Source organism: Bartonella sp. MR90HLJMH (assembly GCF_042194115.1).
Lineage (GTDB): Bacteria > Pseudomonadota > Alphaproteobacteria > Rhizobiales > Rhizobiaceae > Bartonella > Bartonella grahamii.
In genome coordinates this window covers 16,171-34,641 of sequence record NZ_JBHIMM010000012.1, presented here as the reverse complement: position 1 = coordinate 34,641, position 18,471 = coordinate 16,171, and the positions used below count along the sequence as shown (strand labels likewise).

Here is an 18,471-nt window from a genome sequence, read left to right as displayed (position 1 = left end):
ATGATAGAGAAGTAAGGACTTTATGAAACGCAATGAAATGACAAAGACTGTATCATCAGATACAGGCAGAACTCTGCACACACTTTACAATTTATGGCCCTATATGTGGCCAGTAGGGCGACGTGATCTAAAAATACGTGTGCTATGGGCAATATTTTATCTTGTTTTGGCTAAGCTCGTTCTCATATCTGTACCGTATTTCTTTAAATATTCTACGAATGTGCTTGATTCAAGCTTTCAGCTACCTGAATGGTTCCCATCCAGTTTGATTATTCCCATCATGCTCGTTTTGGCATATAATGTCGCACGTATTATGCAGGCTGGATTAAATCAATTACGCGATTCTCTTTTTGCCACTGTTGGTCAATATGCTGTTCGTCAATTGGCTTATAAAACCTTTGTACATATGCATGAGTTATCCTTGCGATTTCATTTGGAACGCCGAACTGGTGGGCTTTCTCGTGTGATTGAGCGTGGTACAAAAGGAATTGAAGCGATCGTAAGATTTTCAATTCTGAACACAGTACCGACAGTTCTAGAGTTTATATTAACGGCACTTGTATTTTACATAAGTTATGGGTGGCATTACCTTCTCATCGTTGTTGCAACGGTTGGATTATATATCTTGTTTACCATTAAGGCGAGTGATTGGCGCATTCGTATTCGGCAACAAATGAATACAGCAGATACTGAGGCCAATACGCGTGCAGTTGATTCTCTTTTGAATTTTGAAACGGTGAAATATTTTGGCAATGAAACTCTAGAAGCCGATCGATTTGATGCTTCTATGGTAGGTTATGAAAAAGCCGCAACAAAGATTTGGACATCGTTAAGCTGGCTTAATTTTGGTCAGGCTCTTATCTTTGGTATTGGAATGACGATCATGATGCTGATGTCAGCTTATGAAGTTTTTTATAAAACACAAACTTTGGGTGATTTTGTTTTTATTAATGCACTTTTAATGCAACTTTCCATTCCACTGAATTTTATTGGTTCAATTTATCGTGATATTCGACAAGGTTTGACGGATATTGAAGCAATGTTTGATCTTTTAGATGTTCAGAAGGAGATCGTTGATAAATCGGATGCTAAACCGTTAGAGATAAGGGATGGGACCATTCGTTTTCATCAGGTAAAGTTTTCCTATGATTCGACACGTCAGATTCTCAGAGATATTGATTTTGAAGTTCCTGGAGGAAAAACAGTCGCCATTGTCGGTCCATCTGGTGCAGGTAAATCAACTATTTCTCGGTTGCTTTTTCGGTTTTATGATGTTGACGCGGGTTCTATCACAATTGACGGGCAGGATATTCGTGACGTAACACAAAAGAGTTTGCGTGAAGCGATTGGCATGGTCCCACAAGATACAGTGTTATTTAATGATACAATTGCCTATAATATTTGCTATGGGCGTCCAAGTGCTACAGATGAAGAAATGCGCAAAGCTGCTGAAATGGCACAAATATCAAAATTTATTGAAATTTTACCGGAAGGTTTTCAGTCTATGGTAGGAGAGCGAGGTCTCAAATTATCAGGTGGTGAAAAACAACGTGTGGCTATTGCACGGACACTTTTAAAAGCCCCCCCACTTCTTATTTTAGATGAAGCAACATCGGCTCTTGATACGGCGACTGAACAGGAAATTCAACAAGCATTGGATATTGTAAGCCGTGGACGTACAACACTGATTATTGCTCACCGTCTTTCTACTGTCATCAATGCTGATGAAATTTTGGTTCTTAAAAGTGGTCGTATTATTGAAAATGGGGCGCATACAGAGCTTTTACGCAAGAAAGGTTTATATGCTTCAATGTGGAATAAGCAGCTTGAAGCATCGAAAGCTGAAGAAAAATTACGTAAAATACGTGAAGAAGATGAGACGAGTGTTGTTAATCGTAAAAAATAAATAGGGCAAAATGTAATCTATATCTTTATATGGAGTGATTGATTAAATACATAAAAAGACACAAGAGGAACAAAAAGATTTGTTGCTTGTTTGAGTTTACGATGAATAGGAAATTATATGAGTATTCTGCAATCTTTCCATAATAGCTTTGTACCGGTTCATAAAGAGGGTTATCCTTTTATTGTAGCGTTTTTTGTTATTTCGCTCATTCTTGGTTGGATATGGAGTCCGTTGTTTTGGTTTGGTCTCGTTCTCACGGTGTGGTGTATATACTTTTTTCGTAATCCAGATCGTGTGATCCCTTTAAATTCAAATTGGGTTATGTCGCCTGCAGATGGGCGTATTTCATTTGTGGAATCATGTGTTCCACCTGAAGAATTAGGATTAGGGAAAGATGAAATGATCCGTATTTCCATTTTTATGGATGTTTTTTCATGCCATATTAATCGTATTCCTATCAGTGGTACAGTAGAGTCTATCGTTTATCATCCAGGTCGATTTACCAATGCTGAGTTTGATAAAGCTAGCCAGTTTAATGAGCGTAATGGTGTGGTAATTGATAGCAAACATGGTAAAATCGGTATCGTACAAATAGCGGGAATGGTTGCACGCCGGATTGTTTGTTGGTCAAAAGAAAACGATGCCGTTATGACTGGTGAGCGATTTGGATTGATTCGTTTTGGTTCTCGCCTTGATATTTATATACCAACTGAAATGAAATTGCGTGTTGCAGTTGGACAGACCGCAATTGCTGGAGAAACAGTTTTGGGTTCTTTTGATGATAAGAGTGCCACAACGGACTTCAGATACGATTAGGACTCACAATGAAAAATTTTTCGCCATTTTCTTCATTCAATCCTGAGGGGCAGCATGATGATGTTGCAAGTCGGCGGCGTTCACCTACATCAATGCGGTATGTCATTCCCAATATCATTACTATTTTAGCAATTTGTGCAGGGATGAGCAGCATTCGTTTGGCTTTTGAACATCGCTATGAAGCTGCTATTTTAATGGTGCTTTTGGCCGCAGTTTTAGATGGTGCTGATGGTCGCATTGCCCGTTTAATAGATGGTAGTTCATCTTTTGGGGCACAGATGGATTCTCTTGCTGATGTTATAAATTTTGGTGTTACCCCTGCACTTATTGTTTATTCTTTTATCTTGAATCAAGCAAATCACATTGGTTGGGTTGCAGCCCTTGTTTATTGTGTTGCTTGTTGTTTGCGGTTAGCACGTTTTAATGTGATGTTGGATAACACCAATATACCTAAGTGGCAGAAAAGTTATTTTGTTGGTGTTCCAGCACCAGCAGGAGCATTACTCCTTTTATTGCCTACCTATTTAGGCGCTCTTGGTTTGGTCCCCAATTGGGGGTGGGCATTATTTTTTAGTCTTTATACTGTAATTATTGCTTTTCTTTTGATTAGTCGTTTACCAGTATGGAATGCAAAAACAATTGATCAAAATTTAAGGCGCGATATCGTTATACCGTGCATGTTGGTCATTGTTATTTATGTCGGTTTTCTTGCGACTTACACATGGAAAACTTTATTGATTACAGCTGTTAGCTATATGATTTTTCTCCCCTGTAGTTTTATCGCTTATAATAAACGTGCTACTTTAGAAGAGAAAAAGGCTGATGCTAAATCTATCCAAGAATCATAAAGTGTTTTATTCTTCTGTTGAGAAGCACAGGAAAAAGAGAGAGTTAAACGATTTACTTCTCCGATGATGATCAATCAGGTACATGATAATCTACAAACCGATTTTTATGAACATTAAAGAGTTTTCCAGTTTCCTTTAAATCAGGTGATAGCAAATGTACTATCTTTTTTGCAACCTCTTGTGGTGAAGGGAGAGTTTGTGGATCTTCACCGGGCATAGCTTCAGCGCGCATGGCAGTGCGTGTGGCACCAGGGTTGACACAATTAATCTTAATAGGGGTTTGTTTGAGTTCTTCTGCCCAACAGCGGGCAATCATCTCTAAAGCCGCTTTAGAGGCTGCATAAGCTCCCCAGAAAGGGCGCGCAGCATGCGCAACGCTTGAGGATAACAGAATGGCTCGTCCAGCATCAGATTCACGTAATAAAGGCTCAACAGCTTTCATTAAGCGCCATTGGCTGAAAAGATTTATTTGAAAAACATCTTCAAATACCGTGTTTTCTATATGCGCTATTGGTGAGAGTGTTCCAAGGATTCCTGCGTTTGCAACGATAATATCAAGTTTTTTCCAGCGTTTGGCAATTGAGATAGCAAGAGTATCGATGTTTTCCATATGATGCAAGTCAAGGGGAACAAGGGTTGCATGAGCCCCTTTTTCTCGGATTTGATTATCTAATTCAGTAAGTCCACTGACTGTTCGTGCAAGAGCAATAATATGAGCGCCGCGTGCAGCAAGCTCGAGTGCCAAATAATAGCCAATTCCTCTTGATGCGCCAGTAACAAGTGCAACACGCCCATGGAGACTAAAGTCACATTTTGTCATCATTAATCTCTTGTTTTAAGAACAGATGATTGATGAGTTTTGGAGAGATTTTCTTGATCAACCAGTTGCGTAGGATAATATCCAGTAAAATAATGGTCAGTAAATTGTGGATCGGCGTTATTCCGTTTTTCCCCTGCTACAGCAAGATATAATCCATCCGTTGAAAGAAATTCTAATGAATCTGCTCCAATAAAATCACACATAGATTTTAAATCTGGATATTGATTTGCTAAAAGGCTTTCAACTTTAGGTGTATCAATACCATAAAAGTCGGGATAGAAAATCATAGGGCTAGAAATGCGCATATGAACTTCTTTTGCTCCTGCATCACGGAGCATTCGCACAATTTTAAGAGATGTTGTTCCACGTACAATAGAGTCATCAACAAGAATAACACGTTTTCTTTCAATCACAGGACGGTTTGCAGAATGTTTTAACTTGACACCAAAAGCACGAATTTGTTGTGTTGGTTCGATAAAAGTACGGCCAACATAGTGATTACGGATAATACCAAGCTCGAAGGGAATTCCAATTTCTTGTGCATAGCCAATTGCGGCAGGAGTTCCTCCATCAGGAACAGGAACCACAACATCACCCTCACAAGGGGCTTCCTGTGCTAAACGGATTCCCATATTTTTGCGTGTTGCATAGACACTACGCCCTCCAACGATTGAGTCCGGACGGGCAAAATAAACATATTCAAACAAGCAAAGTTTTTCTGGTTTTTCATTTTTGGGTTTTATAATTTTTTTAGTAATTTCCCCATTTTTTTGTATTTCACATATGATGATCTCCCCATTTTTAACATCACGGACATACTTTGCTCCAATAATATCAAGAGCACAAGTTTCAGAACAAAAAATAGGCTTACCATCAAGTTCCCCCATCACAAGGGGTCTAATCCCTGTTGGATCGCGTGCAGCAATAAGCTTTGTACGTGTGAGCGCTAACATAGCATACCCACCTTCTACTTGCCGAATTGCATCAACAAAACGATCAGAGGACGATTCATAACGTGAGCGGGCAATAAGATGAAGAAAAACTTCTGAATCTGATGTTGATTGACAGATAGCTCCAGAAGCGATGAGTTCACGGCGTAATGTAAGACCATTGGTAAGATTACCATTATGAGCAATAGCAATGCCTCCAGCTTTTAATTCAGCAAAAAGGGGTTGAACATTGCGTAATGCTACTTCTCCAGTTGTTGAATAACGGGTATGTCCAATAGCGCGATTTCCTGGTAAGCGTGCAAGTGTTGTAGGATTTGTATAGTGATCACCAACAAGACCTAAATGCTTTTCTTGATGAAACATTTTATTATGGTAGGAAACAATACCAGCTGCTTCTTGCCCACGATGCTGAAGTGCGTGGAGTCCAAGAGCTGTTAATGTTGCTGCATCTTCATGCCCAAGAATACCAAAAACGCCACATTCTTCATGAAGGGTATCATCATCTAACGAAAATTCTTGACAGAAAACATCACTTTTTATCATCATATTCTTTCAGTTGTGATACGGAGGAATCATTAATATCACATTTTACATCATTTAGTTCTCTTTCCTCATGAAAAACTATTCTTTATTTTTTAAAATTATCTTTTTATGAGAGTGTTGCTCATACGTATGTTTATTGCTGTCTTTAAACAAATTTTCCGCCTTTTCGAGAACAGATCCAATATCTTTTGGGAGTATTTCCCAAACTTTTTGTCCTAGTGAATCTAAAATAGGCCTTGTTTTTGCATTTTTTAACCAATTCGCTTGAAGCTCGGGTTTAATCAGTGCATTAATCAGCAACATACCGATGACCATGATAAGTAAACCGCGAAGTGCTCCAAAAATAAAACCAATAGCACGGTCAAGGATACCAATTCGACTATCAATAATAAAATCAGAGATCTTCATTGTAATAATTGAAGTAATAATGAGAACAATAATAAAAATCGTGACCAATGTTGTGATCAATGCAATCATTTTATTAGAGAGATAGTGTTCAAAGAAAGGTAAGACAGGCTTGAATAAAAACAGTGTCGTAATAGCTGCAACTGCCCAAGAAATCAACGATAACACTTCACGTGAAAACCCTCGAAGCATAGCAAGAAAAGCGGACAACAGGATGATTACTACGACAATTCCATCAAGGATTGTTATGATCATTTGTTTGTTCCTTATACATAAAGTTGTGTTCTTATAAGTCTGTGTACAAATATATTTTTTGTTCTTATAGCAAGGATCTTTTGTATTTTATAGAGTTTTTTCTATATTATCATATCTGTGGTGCAGATCATTTTTTACTTACGGTAAGAGTAGCAACGAGTTCGGGAAGGTCGGAGAAAGTTTTTTGTTGAAAATTGAGCGACTTTATCATTTCGGTTGTTGTTGTGGGATGAAATGCTCCTTGAAAGCCGAGTTTTTTTGCTTCATTGATGCGCTGTGCTGAATGTGAAACAGCGCGGGTAGCTCCTGAAAGACTGACTTCACCAAAATATACATAATCCGTTGGCAATGCGATATTGGCAAGAGAGGATACCAAAGCAGCGGCTACAGCTAAATCAGCAGCGGGTTCTGATATGCGATATCCACCTGCTACGTTCAGATAGACATCATGCTGTCCAAAACGAATGCCGCAATGGGCTTCTAAAACGGCAAGAATCATAGAAAGGCGATTTCCATCCCATCCGACAACCGCACGTCTTGGTGTCCCAAGGGAAGAAGGAGCAACAAGCGCTTGAATTTCTACGAGTATCGGGCGTGTCCCTTCCATTCCCGCAAAAACAGCAGCACCTGGTGCTTTTTCATTACGTTCTCCTAAAAACAATTCGGATGGATTTATCACTTCGCGTAATCCTTTATCAGACATTTCAAAGACACCAATTTCATCTGTTGGTCCGAAGCGATTTTTTACAGTTCTAAGAATGCGATAATGATGTCCTCCTTCACCCTCAAAATAGAGAACGCCATCAACCATATGTTCAACAACTCGAGGACCAGCAATTTGCCCATCTTTTGTAACATGACCAACAAGAACAACGGCGGCTCCTGTTTTCTTGGCAAAGCGGATCATTGCTTGAGCACCGATACGTACTTGTGTGACAGTGCCGGGTGATGAATCTGCTGTATCTGACCATAGGGTTTGAATCGAATCGATAATCACCATATCAAGGTTTTTATGTTGGCTTAAGGTTGCCAGAATATCTTCAACATTGGTTTCAGCAGCAAGTTTCACTTCTGTATTGTTAGCTTCAAGCCTTTGTGCGCGCAGACAAATTTGCGCAATAGCCTCTTCACCTGAAACATAGATGACATTATATCCTTTACGTGATAAAGCAGCGGCTGTTTGTGTCAGCAATGTTGATTTACCAATACCCGGGTCACCACCAACAAGGAGTGCCGATCCACGGACAAAGCCTCCACCGGTAACACGATCAAGTTCAGCAATACCAGAATGAATACGTGGAGCATCTTCGATATTTCCAGAAAGAGATGTGAGTGTGACGATGCGTCCTTTACGAGCATTCTGCTTAGGAGCACTTCCTATGCCGCCATTTATAGTTTCTTCGATAAGGGAATTCCATTCTCCACAAGCACTACATTTTCCCGCCCAACGAGAATGGACAGTTCCACAATTTTGGCAGATAAATTGAATACGATTACGCACCATGTTGATTTAACCAATTTGCTCTGGAAGATAATTGCTATCGGCCAGATCACTGAATCGTGTGAAATCAGATTGAAAGGCAAGTGGCACGATTCCTGTCGGCCCATGGCGCTGTTTTGCAATAATAACATCAGCTTTTCCAAAAGCTTTGTCCATTATTTCTTGCCATTTTGTATGTTCCAAGCTACCTAACTTTGGTTCTTCATTTTTGAGATAATATTCTTCGCGATAGACAAACAGAACAATGTCGGCATCTTGCTCAATTGAACCAGATTCACGTAAATCTGAAAGTTGTGGACGTTTATCTGTTCTATTTTCTACTTGACGTGAAAGTTGAGAGAGAGCGATAATAGGAATGTTCAATTCTTTCGCTAATGCTTTTAATCCTGTGGTAATTTCTGTGATCTCTTGAACACGGTTTTCTGATGAACGCTTTGAACTGCTTGTCATGAGTTGGATATAGTCAATAAACAAGATATCTAAGCCATGTTGTCGCTTGAGACGTCGCGCACGAGCAGCTAATTGCGTAATTGATATTCCCCCAGTTTGATCAATATAAAGTGGTGCCTTTTGTAGTTGGTTCACCGCACGAATAATTTTTGAAAATTGTTCATCTGAAATATTACCACGCCGAATATCAGAAGAAGAGACTTCTGTTTGTTCAGAAATAATACGTGTTGCAAGCTGTTCGGAGGACATTTCAAGTGAGAAGAATCCTACAATGCCACCTTCATTTTCTTGGATATTGGCATTACGATTATAAGCATTAGCAATATTAAAGGCAATATTGGTAGCCAGTGAGGTTTTACCCATACCAGGGCGTCCCGCAAGGATAATTAAGTCAGATGCTTGTAATCCTCCCATTTTTTCATCAAGTGTTTTAATATGGGTGGCTATCCCGGATAATTGTGAAGAGCGCTTTTTCGCAGCACTTGCCATATCGATAGCTTTTTTGATAGCCTCATTAAAATTTTCAAATCCACCTCCATATTTCCCTTTTTCTGCTAGCTCAAATAACTGATTTTCAACAGTTTCAATTTGTTGGGTAGGCGTGAGCTCTACAGGAGCATCAAAGGCTGTATTGACAACTTGAGTTCCAAGGTTAATCAAAGACCGGCGGATAAAAAGATCGTAAATAACGCGTCCATAATCTTCAGCGTTAATAATAGTGACTGCCTCTGTGGCTAAGCGAACAACATACTGGTAGACAGTAATATCTCCAATTTTTTCTTCCATTTGGATATAGGGCTTGATTGTAACTGGATCTACACGTTTTCCTGTTTTAATAAGGTGAGATAAAACATGATAAATTTTTTGATGCAATGGTTCAAAAAAATGTTCTGGTTTTAGAAAATCTGAAACGCGGTCAAGAGAATCATTGTTGATAAAGATGGCACCAAGCAATGCCTGTTCAGCTTCAATATTATACGGAAGTTGCCGAAAAGAAGGAGAATCCTCTTTTTTTGAAGAGCCTACATTAACAACGTTAGTTTCTTCCATAATATTTTTCCACTAAAATTCCAAGTCTAGCTACTTTAGGCGATAAATTGAAAATCGTATAATTAAAAGAATAGAGCTACAAACCTTCATTTTAAGTTAAAATTATATAATTTTTCAAAGCTCTCTTTTCGTTGCTCATTTATCATTTGTATATTATTTGTGTTACGTCTATCTATTTTATTTTATAATACGTAATTTTAAAGTGGAAGTTTTGGTACTCTAAATTTAAGTATTTTGAAGTTACATGACCTTAAGATTCCAATATCTGTGTAAGCAGAATTACTCTTTTATAACTGAAATTATTTCAGATCATGTGAGGATACAATCAACTTACCGCTCATACAAGCCTTACCCTGAAAGGTAGAACTTTAAATTATTTTTGCTTTATATGCTGAAAACAAAAGATATTTCCTCTTAGTTATATCATCATTCTCGGCATGTAATGCCTTTAAATAATATATTGCTAATGCTTTCATAAAAATTAGGTTCTTTATGTATGATGGCCATAAAATACTCACTTTTAAAGTGTGAGTATTTTATGAGCAATATTTAAAATGGAATAAAAAATATAAAACAGAAAGCAAAAATAGCAATTAAGCTTCTTGATGAGAACTGTTTATATCGTTGTCATTAATTTCTTCTGCCAATAATTCTTCCTGACTTTCTTCTAATAATTCTTCTTGAATATTATATATTTCTTTAGCAGAAGTGAGAGTTTCACCTTCTGCTTGGCGTTGTGCTTCACTGGTAGAACGCGCAACATTAATAATCACGGAAATTTGAACCTCAGGATGTAAGCTAAGAGTGATAGTGTGAAGACCAATCATTTTTATTGGATGGTTAAGTTCGACTTGATTTCTCCCAATAGAAAAGCCTTCATCTGTTATAATTTCAGCAATATCACGTGTTGACACAGAACCATAAAGTTGTCCTGTTTCACCAGCAGAACGAACAACAATGAATGATTGTCCATCAAGTTTTTCAGCAACTTTTTGCGCTTCGCTTTTGCGTTCAAGATTACGTGCTTCAAGTTGTGCACGTTGTATCTCAAAATGTTTTTTATTGGCTTCATTTGCACGTAAAGCTTTACCTTGAGGCAAGAGAAAATTACGCGCATAACCATCTTTAACTGAGACAATATCACCCATTTGACCAAGACGAGGAATGCGCTCAAGTAAAATAATATCCATAGTTTTTCCTTTCGAACAAATAAATTTAGTGGAGTTTTTTGCGTGATTGAAAATTATATTGAATAGCAGCCCAAATTCCCATCAAAAGCATCATGAAAACAATAGGTGGAGTAAAAACGACTGTTAAAATAGCAATATAAACAAGAGAAAGTATAATAATCCGACCGTTTACCCCTTTTGTAATATTGTGAAGATATGCTAGACCGCTAATTAATATGATGACAGTGTATGCAGTACTAAAGACACGGGTACTCAAGTTAAGAGAAGCGCTCAACTCAATCATCGATGCTATGCAAACAATAATGAAAATAACAATTCCAGAAATTGGAAGGCGGAGAGTTTGGCTCCAATCATCACGAGGTCTTTTCAGCCATTTCATGTGTTGTGCTGCTATCATGGAAAAGTAAAGGTTAGCAATGAGAAAAACCAAACTATAAAGAGTCAAAGAAACAGCAGTAAAAGTTGCTGGATGCGTCATTAAAAGCTCACTAAAAGCGCGTATATCGGCTTCTTTTATTGACTGTGATTGTTGCAGAGTTTGTGCTATGTTTTCGGTGATTTTTTTTGCAATGACGGGTGTGGAAGGACGGGTTTGAACATAGAGCCCAATGAAAGTTGCTATAAGAGCGATAAAATTAGTTAAATGAAAAATAACCGATGATAATGGATACCATATCAGTTCGTTTTCTTTTTGCGCTGGTCGTGCAAGCCCAAGAAGCCAAGAAGCATAGACAGCAGGAAGGAAAAATAAGAACATCAAGCCAAGAGCAATATAGGTATTAGTGGTTATGATAAGAACAACAGTGGCACTTATGAGGGCGATGAGACTGGCTAGTGTTCCTTGACCGAACGCAACAATAAAAATTGGCAATGAAAGAAAGCAGCCAAGAAGAAGAGAAAAAAAGGGCGCGATATTTGCAACACTGATGATTGCCATTCCTATTACAACAGCAAACAATCCTGCTAAAATACCGATTAATATCTCATAGGTACGATTTTTTTTCATTTATTGCTGTCCTGCTTTCTGCAGTTAGGGGCGTGTCAATACCCCAACTTTGACATGTAATAGCTTAGCATAGGATGCAACAAGCTATTTTTTTTAATCATATAAGAAAAGCAACTGGAGAAACTCTCCAGTTGCATAGCGTATTGAGCGTTTACTTTATAACGTACGGAAGTAAGCCTAAAAAGCGAGCACGTTTGATAGCATTAGCTAATTCACGCTGTTTTTTCTGACTAACAGCAGTAATCCGTGAAGGAACAATTTTCCCACGTTCGGAAATATAACGTTGTAACAACTTGATGTCTTTATAATCAATTTTGGGAGCATTGGTCCCTGAAAAAGGACATGTTTTACGACGACGATGAAAGGGGCGACGTGCAGAGTTTTGATTAGTATCAGTCATCATTCTACCCCTTCTATAGCATTTTCACGTTGACGACGTGGAAAACGAGGACGCTCTTCATCGTGTCCAATGTGACTATTGCGATCAAGGTGTGAGAGCATAGCAGATTTTTCTTTTTCGTGTTTTTCTACGCGAATGGTCATATAACGCAAAATATCCTCATTGATGCGCATCTGACGCTCCACTTCAGCAATTGCTGAAGCTGGTGCATCAATATTGACCAAGGTATAATAAGCCTTACGGTTTTTACGAATGCGATAAGCAAGAGGACGAAGTCCCCAATTTTCTATACGCCCAACTTTTCCACCATGTGCTTCAATGACACCTTTGTAGAGACTCAAAAGTTCATCAACTTGCTGCGGTGTAATGTCTTGTCGGGCAAGGAACATATGTTCATAAAGAGCCATTGTTTTGCCTTTCTTCAATTAAATCTCACCGGTTTTAGCGCAAAGCCTCTGCGACTTGTCTTTTTTGGAAATCCAAAGAAGAAAGGACGCGTTTACGATTCGAGACATCCGAGAGCGGAGACACGGGAGGCCGGAAACATTGTATTTCCTACTGATATTTTACAGCCCTCCGTTCAACCTCCAGCTAAAGTGCCGGCAACGAATATTTCATATCTACAGGTTATCTTTTAAAATAGCAAGTTTATGCACATAAAAAAATTGATTTGTTAAATCTTGATATATTTCCCTCTTTTACAAAAAGATAATACTGTAACATAGAGGTAAAGGAGAGAAAAATGGACTTTTTAAACCAGATTGATGTTACACTCTTTGAAATGTTTGTCGGCAATCATCAAGCTTGGTCGATTGTAGTTTTGTTTAGTATTTTTTGTGCAAAGTTTTTAATTTATATTATTCCTCTCCATCTTTGTGCATTGTGGTTTTGTGGTGGGGAGAGGGAACGATGTGTCGTGCTAAGCATTTGCATGAGTATTTGTGCTGCTCTTTTCATAGGTTATCTCATTTCTCTTTTTTATTTTCATCCTCGCCCATTCGTGGTAGGGTTGACAACACCGCTTATTCAACATCGTGCAACAGCTTCTTTTCCTAGTAATCATGCCTTGACCATTGCATCTTATGCAGCTAACTTTTATTTTTACCGATACAAGGTTGCTTTTAAATTTGCCACGGTGTTTTTGTGCTTGATCTGTTGGGCGCGCATCTTTGTGGGTGTACATTATCCCTTTGATATTTTAGCAGGTACAATTTTAGGAAGTCTCATAAGTTTTGGTGTTATTCAGTTTATAGCACCCTATTTTCCTAAGTTTTTATATCAAATTCCGCCCTTAAAATATAATTTTAAGAGTGGTATTCGTTTTAAATGAAGGGCTTCATCTTGATTTGTGCGGATGAATAAGGTCAAAAGAAAATAATTTAATGGTACAATTTTAGGAGTTGATAAATGGGTGCAGCTTTTATTTTTCCAGGGCAGGGAAGTCAACTTGTTGGTATGGGGAAGGCGCTTACAGAGCAATTTATTGCCGCACGGATGGTTTTCGAGGAAGTTGATGATGCTTTGGGTGAGAAATTATCCAAGGTCATTTTTGAAGGACCAGCAGATGTTTTAACGTTAACAGCAAATGCACAACCGGCATTAATGGCTGTATCCATGGCTGTCATTCGTGTGATGAAACAATTAGGGCTTCGTATAGAAGAAAAGGTAAGGTTTGTTGCTGGTCATTCTTTAGGTGAATATTCGGCTCTTTGTGCTGCTGGTACATTTACTCTCACAGATACGGCAAGACTTTTGCGTATTCGTGGCAATGCTATGCAGGCTGCTGTCGCGGTTGGTGAAGGTTCTATGGCAGCACTGATTGGTTTGGAAGAGCACACTGTGGAAGAAATTTGCGAAACTGTTTCTGGAGAAGGACTATGTCAGATTGCTAATGATAATGGTGGTGGGCAAATTGTTATTTCAGGTAAAGCAAAAGCAGTTGAGACAGCGGTAGAGATTGCATCAACAAAAGGTGCAAAACGTGCACTTCTTCTTCCAGTTTCTGCACCGTTTCATTCATCTTTAATGCAACCTGCTGCTGATGCCATGAAGAAAGCACTTTTGACTGTTAACAAAATGCCCCCTATTGTTCCTTTGATTGCTAATGTTTCTGTTGCACCTGAGAGCAATCCAGAGCGTATTACTACTCTTCTTGTTGAACAAGTGACTGGGAGAGTGCGATGGCGTGAAACAATAGAATGGATCGCTGCTAATGGGGTTGATACGCTTTTTGAAGTTGGTTCTGGAAAAGTATTAACAGGTTTAACGCGTCGTATTAACAAAGATATAAAGGGGGTAACAATTGGAACAGTTGATGAAATAGAATCAGCGCTAGGCATGCTTGGCGTTTAATCTATAAGGAGTTAAAAAAATGTTTAGATTAACAGGACGTAAAGCTCTTGTAACGGGGGCTTCGGGAGGAATTGGTGAGGCAATTGCACGCTGCTTTCATGCACAAGGAGCCATTGTTGGACTTCATGGAACACGTGAAGAAAAGCTTAGAGAAGTAGCAACAGAATTAGGGCAGAATGTTTTTGTATTTCCCGCTAATCTTTCTGAGCGCCAATCGATTAAACAATTGGCTGAAGTTGCAGAAAGAGAAATGGATGGCGTCGATATTTTGGTTAACAATGCGGGAATTACTAGGGATGGTCTTTTTGTGCGTATGCAAGATAAAGACTGGGATGATGTTTTAGAAGTTAACCTAACAGCTGCTTCTCTTTTGACGCGTGAATTAATACATTCTATGATGCGCCGCCGTTATGGAAGGATTATTAACATTACATCTGTTGTTGGTGTTGTGGGAAATCCTGGACAAACGAATTATTGTGCTGCAAAAGCAGGCTTGATAGGTTTTTCTAAAGCATTGGCACAAGAAATTGCTTCGCGAAACATCACTGTCAATTGTATTGCTCCAGGATTTATTAAATCTGCAATGACAGACAAGCTTAATGAAAAGCAAAAAGAAGCCATTATGGCTGCGATTCCAATGAAGCGTATGGGAAGTGGGCAAGAAATAGCCGCTGCTGCTGTTTATTTAGCAAGCGATGAAGCAGCCTATACGACAGGTCAAACACTCCATATCAATGGTGGAATGGCAATGATTTGAGTATTTATTTTATTCCACATTGATTTATGAGTTGTATTATTTTAGATAGTAACGATTGGAATAGAAAGATGCATCTATTTCTTTAACATGGCCGTTGATCAATTGATGTCGGAAGGTCAAATTGGTTCATTTTGTAGGGGATATCCACAGGATGTTTTAAATCATTGCTAAAATCTTTTAAAGTAATGCATCTATTGCTTGATTAGATGAGCCGATATAGTTAACCAAATTATAGGAAAATATAAATTCGAGGATTTCAACATGAGTGATACAGTAGAGCGCGTTAAGAAAATTATTGTGGAACATCTTGGGGTTAATGCTGATAAAGTTGTAGAAAATGCAAGCTTTATCGATGATCTAGGGGCTGATAGCCTTGATACGGTTGAACTCGTTATGGCTTTTGAAGAAGAGTTTGGGGTAGAAATTCCAGATGAAGCTGCTGAAACGATTTTTACAGTTGGTGATGCAGTCAAGTTCATTGATAAAGCTTCTGCATGATTACTAAAGGGCAAAGGCATAAATTGCTTTTGCCTATATTCTTCGGAGCTCTTTTGAAAAGAGAGCTTTGAGATGTGAAGTTTAGTTCAAGGTTAGAAGTTATGAGACGTGTTGTTGTTACTGGTTTAGGATTGGTATCTCCATTAGCTGGTAATATTGAATATAGTTGGAAACGACTTCTTGAAGGAAGAAGTGGTGTCCGACGTATCACTGAGTTTGATGTGTCAGATTTGCCATGCCAGATTGCTGGGCGTATCCCCTTAGGGGATGGAACAGAGGGAACCTATAATGCTGATTTGTATATGGAACCTAAAGAGCAACGTAAAGTTGATGCATTTATTGTTTATGCAATGGCTGCTGCTAACCAAGCGCTTGCAGATGCCGAATGGTTTCCTAAGAGTGATGAAGATCAGATTTGTACAGGTGTGTTAATTGGTTCGGGAATTGGGGGAGTTGAGGGCATTGTTGAAGCTGGTTATACGCTTCGTGATAAGGGACCTCGTCGTGTTTCTCCTTTTTTTATTCCAGGTCGTTTGATTAATCTTGCTTCTGGTTATGTATCTATTCAATATGGTTTACGGGGGCCTAATCATTCTGTTGTAACAGCTTGTTCGACAGGGGCGCATGCGATTGGTGATGCGGCACGTTTGATTATGTTTGGTGATGCAGATGTCATGGTGGCAGGGGGGACCGAGTCTCCGATAAATCGGATATCTCTTGCAGGTTTTGCAGCTTGTAGAGCTCTTTCTACTTGTCGCAATGATGATCCTGAACGGGCGTCACGTCCTTATGATGCTGATCGTGATGGTTTTGTGATGGGGGAAGGAGCAGCAGTTGTTGTTTTAGAAGAGCTGGAACACGCCAAAAAACGAGGAGCGCGTATTTATGCTGAGGTTATTGGCTATGGTTTATCTGGTGACGCTTACCACATTACAGCGCCTTCAGAAAGCGGTGAAGGAGCTCAGCGTAGTATGATGGCTGCTCTTAAGCGTGCACAAGTGAATGTGAGTGAACTTGATTATATTAATGCTCATGGTACATCAACGATGGCTGATTCCATAGAGCTAGCAGCTGTTGAGCGTGTTTTAGGGAATTATGCACCACAAGTATCCATGTCATCAACGAAATCGTCTATCGGGCATTTACTTGGTGCCGCCGGTGCCGCTGAGGCTATTTTTTCTGTTCTAGCTATACGGGATAATATAGCCCCAGCGACACTTAATCTTGACAATCCATCGATTGAAACGAAAATCGATCTTGTACCACACAAACCGCGTGAACGAAAGATTGATACGATTCTTTCTAATTCTTTTGGATTTGGTGGGACAAATGCATCGTTGGTGATGCGACGTTTTAGGGGATAATAAGTATTTTTATTTAATTTCTGCTTTTGAGTTTTCTACTTTGTTATAAGGTGAATGAGAAATTATAATATTGTCCTTAATCGCTATTGAGGGGTTATGTCCGATGTGAAAAATGGAAAATCATTAAAGGACGTAAGTGATTCCTCTTCGAATCATTTAGCAGATAGTTATGACATGTTAGTACATAAAAAACGAAAGAAATCATCTATCGTCCGTAATCCGTTGGTTATTCTCGGTCATTTTTTTCTTATGCTGATTGTGGTTATTCTTTTCGCCATAAGTATTCCTCTTTATATCGGAAAAAGTATTTTTGAAGAAAAGGGAAAAATTGAGGAGGAACAAATTGTTCTTATCCATCCTGGCACAGGAATTCGTGAAATTGCTGCATTGCTAGAAAAACGCGGTTTCATTCGATCATCGGATATTTTTGTTTATGGGGTTGGTTATCACCAAAAAACAACGCATCTGAAGGCTGGTGAATATTTAATTCCGGCTCATTCTTCGATGCAGGATATTATGGATATTCTTGTGAAAGGAAAATCTATTGAGTATACATTTACAGTACCTGAAGGTTTAACGGTTCAGCAAGTTTTCGATCGATTAGCTGCGAATGAAATTTTGATTGGAGATCTTCCAAAAATTTTGCCTCCAGAGGGCTGTTTAATGACGGATACTGTTCGTTTTATTCGGGGGACAACGCGTAAAGAGATTGTAAACAGATTGCGTGAAGGGCAGACAAAATTAATTCATGCTATATGGGCTACGCGTTCACCTGATTTACCCATTAAATCAATTGATGAATTTGTTATATTAGCCTCAATTGTTGAGAAAGAAACGGGAATTGCAGCAGAAAGACCAATGGTTGCCTCGGTATTTTATAACCGCCTTACAAAGCATATGCGTCTTCAATCGGATCCAACAGTTATTTATGGTCTCTTTGGAGGAAAAGGAAAACCATCCGGTCGTGCAATTTATCGTTCAGATCTTGAGAAGCAAACACCATATAATACTTATAAAATTAATGGTTTGCCTCCAACAGCTATTGCAAATCCAGGTCGAGATTCTTTGAAAGCGGTGGCACATCCACCAAGCAGTGATGCACTTTATTTTGTTGCTGATGGTTCAGGAGGGCATGTTTTTTCTCGAACTTTAGAGGAACATAATGTGAATGTTCGCAAGTGGCGAGAATTAAAGGCAAGACATTGAATTTATAATGATAATACATCTTTTTGCATCGTAAATGAGAATGCAAAATATAGTAAAATTTTTCTCTTTAAACTTTTTATGAGAATGATAAAAAATCATTTTCTTGTCAGTCACAAGTGGGATTAGCGTATGGATAAAAATATTTAAGAAAGCA

General features: G+C 38.7%; 18 protein-coding genes. 9 read left to right on the top strand and 9 right to left on the bottom strand.

Annotation, left to right across the window (positions count from 1 at the left end):
- Positions 1-22 precede the first annotated feature (22 nt).
- From ACFIJ9_RS07825 to pssA, 3 genes are all read left to right on the top strand, one after another.
- A complete protein-coding gene (locus ACFIJ9_RS07825) occupies positions 23-1,906 on the top strand; it encodes an ABC transporter ATP-binding protein/permease (protein WP_012754947.1) in 1,884 nt (627 codons plus the stop codon).
- 117 nt (positions 1,907-2,023) lie between these two features.
- Positions 2,024-2,722, top strand: coding sequence for a phosphatidylserine decarboxylase (locus ACFIJ9_RS07820; protein WP_375636564.1), 699 nt, complete (start codon positions 2,024-2,026; stop codon positions 2,720-2,722).
- Between the two features lie 8 nt (positions 2,723-2,730).
- The gene (pssA, locus tag ACFIJ9_RS07815; protein ID WP_375636563.1) at positions 2,731-3,570 is read left to right on the top strand and encodes a CDP-diacylglycerol--serine O-phosphatidyltransferase; all 840 of its coding nucleotides are present in this window, start codon (positions 2,731-2,733) and stop codon (positions 3,568-3,570) included.
- A 70-nt stretch (positions 3,571-3,640) separates the two neighbouring features.
- On the opposite strand, the gene ACFIJ9_RS07810 is transcribed toward pssA, so the two are convergent.
- The 9 genes from ACFIJ9_RS07810 to rpsF form a co-directional block, all read right to left on the bottom strand.
- A complete protein-coding gene (locus ACFIJ9_RS07810) occupies positions 3,641-4,390 on the bottom strand; it encodes an SDR family NAD(P)-dependent oxidoreductase (protein ID WP_375636583.1) in 750 nt (249 codons plus the stop codon).
- Positions 4,391-4,392: 2 nt separating this feature from the next.
- Complete coding sequence (gene purF, locus ACFIJ9_RS07805) at positions 4,393-5,886, bottom strand: amidophosphoribosyltransferase (RefSeq protein WP_375628701.1); 1,494 nt, start codon at positions 5,884-5,886, stop codon at positions 4,393-4,395.
- A gap of 75 nt (positions 5,887-5,961) precedes the next feature.
- The gene (locus tag ACFIJ9_RS07800; RefSeq protein ID WP_375636561.1) at positions 5,962-6,543 is read right to left on the bottom strand and encodes a CvpA family protein; all 582 of its coding nucleotides are present in this window, start codon (positions 6,541-6,543) and stop codon (positions 5,962-5,964) included.
- A 127-nt stretch (positions 6,544-6,670) separates the two neighbouring features.
- Entirely contained in the window at positions 6,671-8,047 is a 1,377-nt protein-coding gene (gene radA / locus ACFIJ9_RS07795) for a DNA repair protein RadA (RefSeq protein ID WP_375636559.1), read from the bottom strand.
- Between the two features lie 6 nt (positions 8,048-8,053).
- A complete protein-coding gene (locus tag ACFIJ9_RS07790; protein ID WP_375636558.1) occupies positions 8,054-9,544 on the bottom strand; it encodes a replicative DNA helicase in 1,491 nt (496 codons plus the stop codon).
- A 593-nt stretch (positions 9,545-10,137) separates the two neighbouring features.
- Positions 10,138-10,734: a 50S ribosomal protein L9 gene (gene rplI, locus ACFIJ9_RS07785; protein ID WP_375636556.1), complete on the bottom strand. Its 597-nt coding sequence runs from the start codon at positions 10,732-10,734 to the stop codon at positions 10,138-10,140.
- Between the two features lie 25 nt (positions 10,735-10,759).
- Complete coding sequence (locus ACFIJ9_RS07780; RefSeq protein ID WP_375636554.1) at positions 10,760-11,740, bottom strand: hypothetical protein; 981 nt, start codon at positions 11,738-11,740, stop codon at positions 10,760-10,762.
- 151 nt (positions 11,741-11,891) lie between these two features.
- Complete coding sequence (rpsR, locus tag ACFIJ9_RS07775) at positions 11,892-12,140, bottom strand: 30S ribosomal protein S18 (protein ID WP_012754957.1); 249 nt, start codon at positions 12,138-12,140, stop codon at positions 11,892-11,894.
- Positions 12,140-12,547, bottom strand: coding sequence for a 30S ribosomal protein S6 (gene rpsF / locus ACFIJ9_RS07770; protein WP_273788489.1), 408 nt, complete (start codon positions 12,545-12,547; stop codon positions 12,140-12,142). The genes rpsR and rpsF overlap by 1 nt, the downstream gene beginning before the upstream one ends.
- A gap of 335 nt (positions 12,548-12,882) precedes the next feature.
- Between rpsF and ACFIJ9_RS07765 the strand changes: the two genes are divergently transcribed.
- The 6 genes from ACFIJ9_RS07765 (at position 12,883) to mltG (ending at position 18,317) form a co-directional block, all read left to right on the top strand.
- Positions 12,883-13,470, top strand: coding sequence for an undecaprenyl-diphosphatase (locus tag ACFIJ9_RS07765; RefSeq protein WP_375636552.1), 588 nt, complete (start codon positions 12,883-12,885; stop codon positions 13,468-13,470).
- A 77-nt stretch (positions 13,471-13,547) separates the two neighbouring features.
- Entirely contained in the window at positions 13,548-14,492 is a 945-nt protein-coding gene (gene fabD / locus ACFIJ9_RS07760; protein WP_375636551.1) for an ACP S-malonyltransferase, read from the top strand.
- Between the two features lie 19 nt (positions 14,493-14,511).
- A complete protein-coding gene (gene fabG / locus ACFIJ9_RS07755) occupies positions 14,512-15,249 on the top strand; it encodes a 3-oxoacyl-[acyl-carrier-protein] reductase (RefSeq protein ID WP_375636549.1) in 738 nt (245 codons plus the stop codon).
- A gap of 261 nt (positions 15,250-15,510) precedes the next feature.
- Entirely contained in the window at positions 15,511-15,747 is a 237-nt protein-coding gene (locus ACFIJ9_RS07750; RefSeq protein WP_004860281.1) for an acyl carrier protein, read from the top strand.
- A 101-nt stretch (positions 15,748-15,848) separates the two neighbouring features.
- Positions 15,849-17,111: a beta-ketoacyl-ACP synthase II gene (gene fabF / locus ACFIJ9_RS07745; protein ID WP_375636547.1), complete on the top strand. Its 1,263-nt coding sequence runs from the start codon at positions 15,849-15,851 to the stop codon at positions 17,109-17,111.
- Between the two features lie 96 nt (positions 17,112-17,207).
- Positions 17,208-18,317, top strand: a complete 1,110-nt coding sequence (gene mltG, locus ACFIJ9_RS07740) for an endolytic transglycosylase MltG (RefSeq protein WP_375636545.1) — start codon at positions 17,208-17,210, stop codon at positions 18,315-18,317.
- Positions 18,318-18,471: the final 154 nt, after the last annotated feature.

Bases quoted from the DNA above. Each gene is read 5' to 3' on its own strand.
- ACFIJ9_RS07825 (WP_012754947.1), top strand. From the start codon at position 23: ATGAAACGCAATGAAATGACAAAGACTGTATCATCAGATACAGGCAGA.
- ACFIJ9_RS07820 (WP_375636564.1), top strand. From the start codon at position 2,024: ATGAGTATTCTGCAATCTTTCCATAATAGCTTTGTACCGGTTCATAAA.
- pssA (WP_375636563.1), top strand. From the start codon at position 2,731: ATGAAAAATTTTTCGCCATTTTCTTCATTCAATCCTGAGGGGCAGCAT.
- ACFIJ9_RS07810 (WP_375636583.1), bottom strand. From the start codon at position 4,390: ATGACAAAATGTGACTTTAGTCTCCATGGGCGTGTTGCACTTGTTACT.
- purF (WP_375628701.1), bottom strand. From the start codon at position 5,886: ATGATGATAAAAAGTGATGTTTTCTGTCAAGAATTTTCGTTAGATGAT.
- ACFIJ9_RS07800 (WP_375636561.1), bottom strand. From the start codon at position 6,543: ATGATCATAACAATCCTTGATGGAATTGTCGTAGTAATCATCCTGTTG.
- radA (WP_375636559.1), bottom strand. From the start codon at position 8,047: ATGGTGCGTAATCGTATTCAATTTATCTGCCAAAATTGTGGAACTGTC.
- ACFIJ9_RS07790 (WP_375636558.1), bottom strand. From the start codon at position 9,544: ATGGAAGAAACTAACGTTGTTAATGTAGGCTCTTCAAAAAAAGAGGAT.
- rplI (WP_375636556.1), bottom strand. From the start codon at position 10,734: ATGGATATTATTTTACTTGAGCGCATTCCTCGTCTTGGTCAAATGGGT.
- ACFIJ9_RS07780 (WP_375636554.1), bottom strand. From the start codon at position 11,740: ATGAAAAAAAATCGTACCTATGAGATATTAATCGGTATTTTAGCAGGA.
- rpsR (WP_012754957.1), bottom strand. From the start codon at position 12,140: ATGACTGATACTAATCAAAACTCTGCACGTCGCCCCTTTCATCGTCGT.
- rpsF (WP_273788489.1), bottom strand. From the start codon at position 12,547: ATGGCTCTTTATGAACATATGTTCCTTGCCCGACAAGACATTACACCG.
- ACFIJ9_RS07765 (WP_375636552.1), top strand. From the start codon at position 12,883: ATGGACTTTTTAAACCAGATTGATGTTACACTCTTTGAAATGTTTGTC.
- fabD (WP_375636551.1), top strand. From the start codon at position 13,548: ATGGGTGCAGCTTTTATTTTTCCAGGGCAGGGAAGTCAACTTGTTGGT.
- fabG (WP_375636549.1), top strand. From the start codon at position 14,512: ATGTTTAGATTAACAGGACGTAAAGCTCTTGTAACGGGGGCTTCGGGA.
- ACFIJ9_RS07750 (WP_004860281.1), top strand. From the start codon at position 15,511: ATGAGTGATACAGTAGAGCGCGTTAAGAAAATTATTGTGGAACATCTT.
- fabF (WP_375636547.1), top strand. From the start codon at position 15,849: ATGAGACGTGTTGTTGTTACTGGTTTAGGATTGGTATCTCCATTAGCT.
- mltG (WP_375636545.1), top strand. From the start codon at position 17,208: ATGTCCGATGTGAAAAATGGAAAATCATTAAAGGACGTAAGTGATTCC.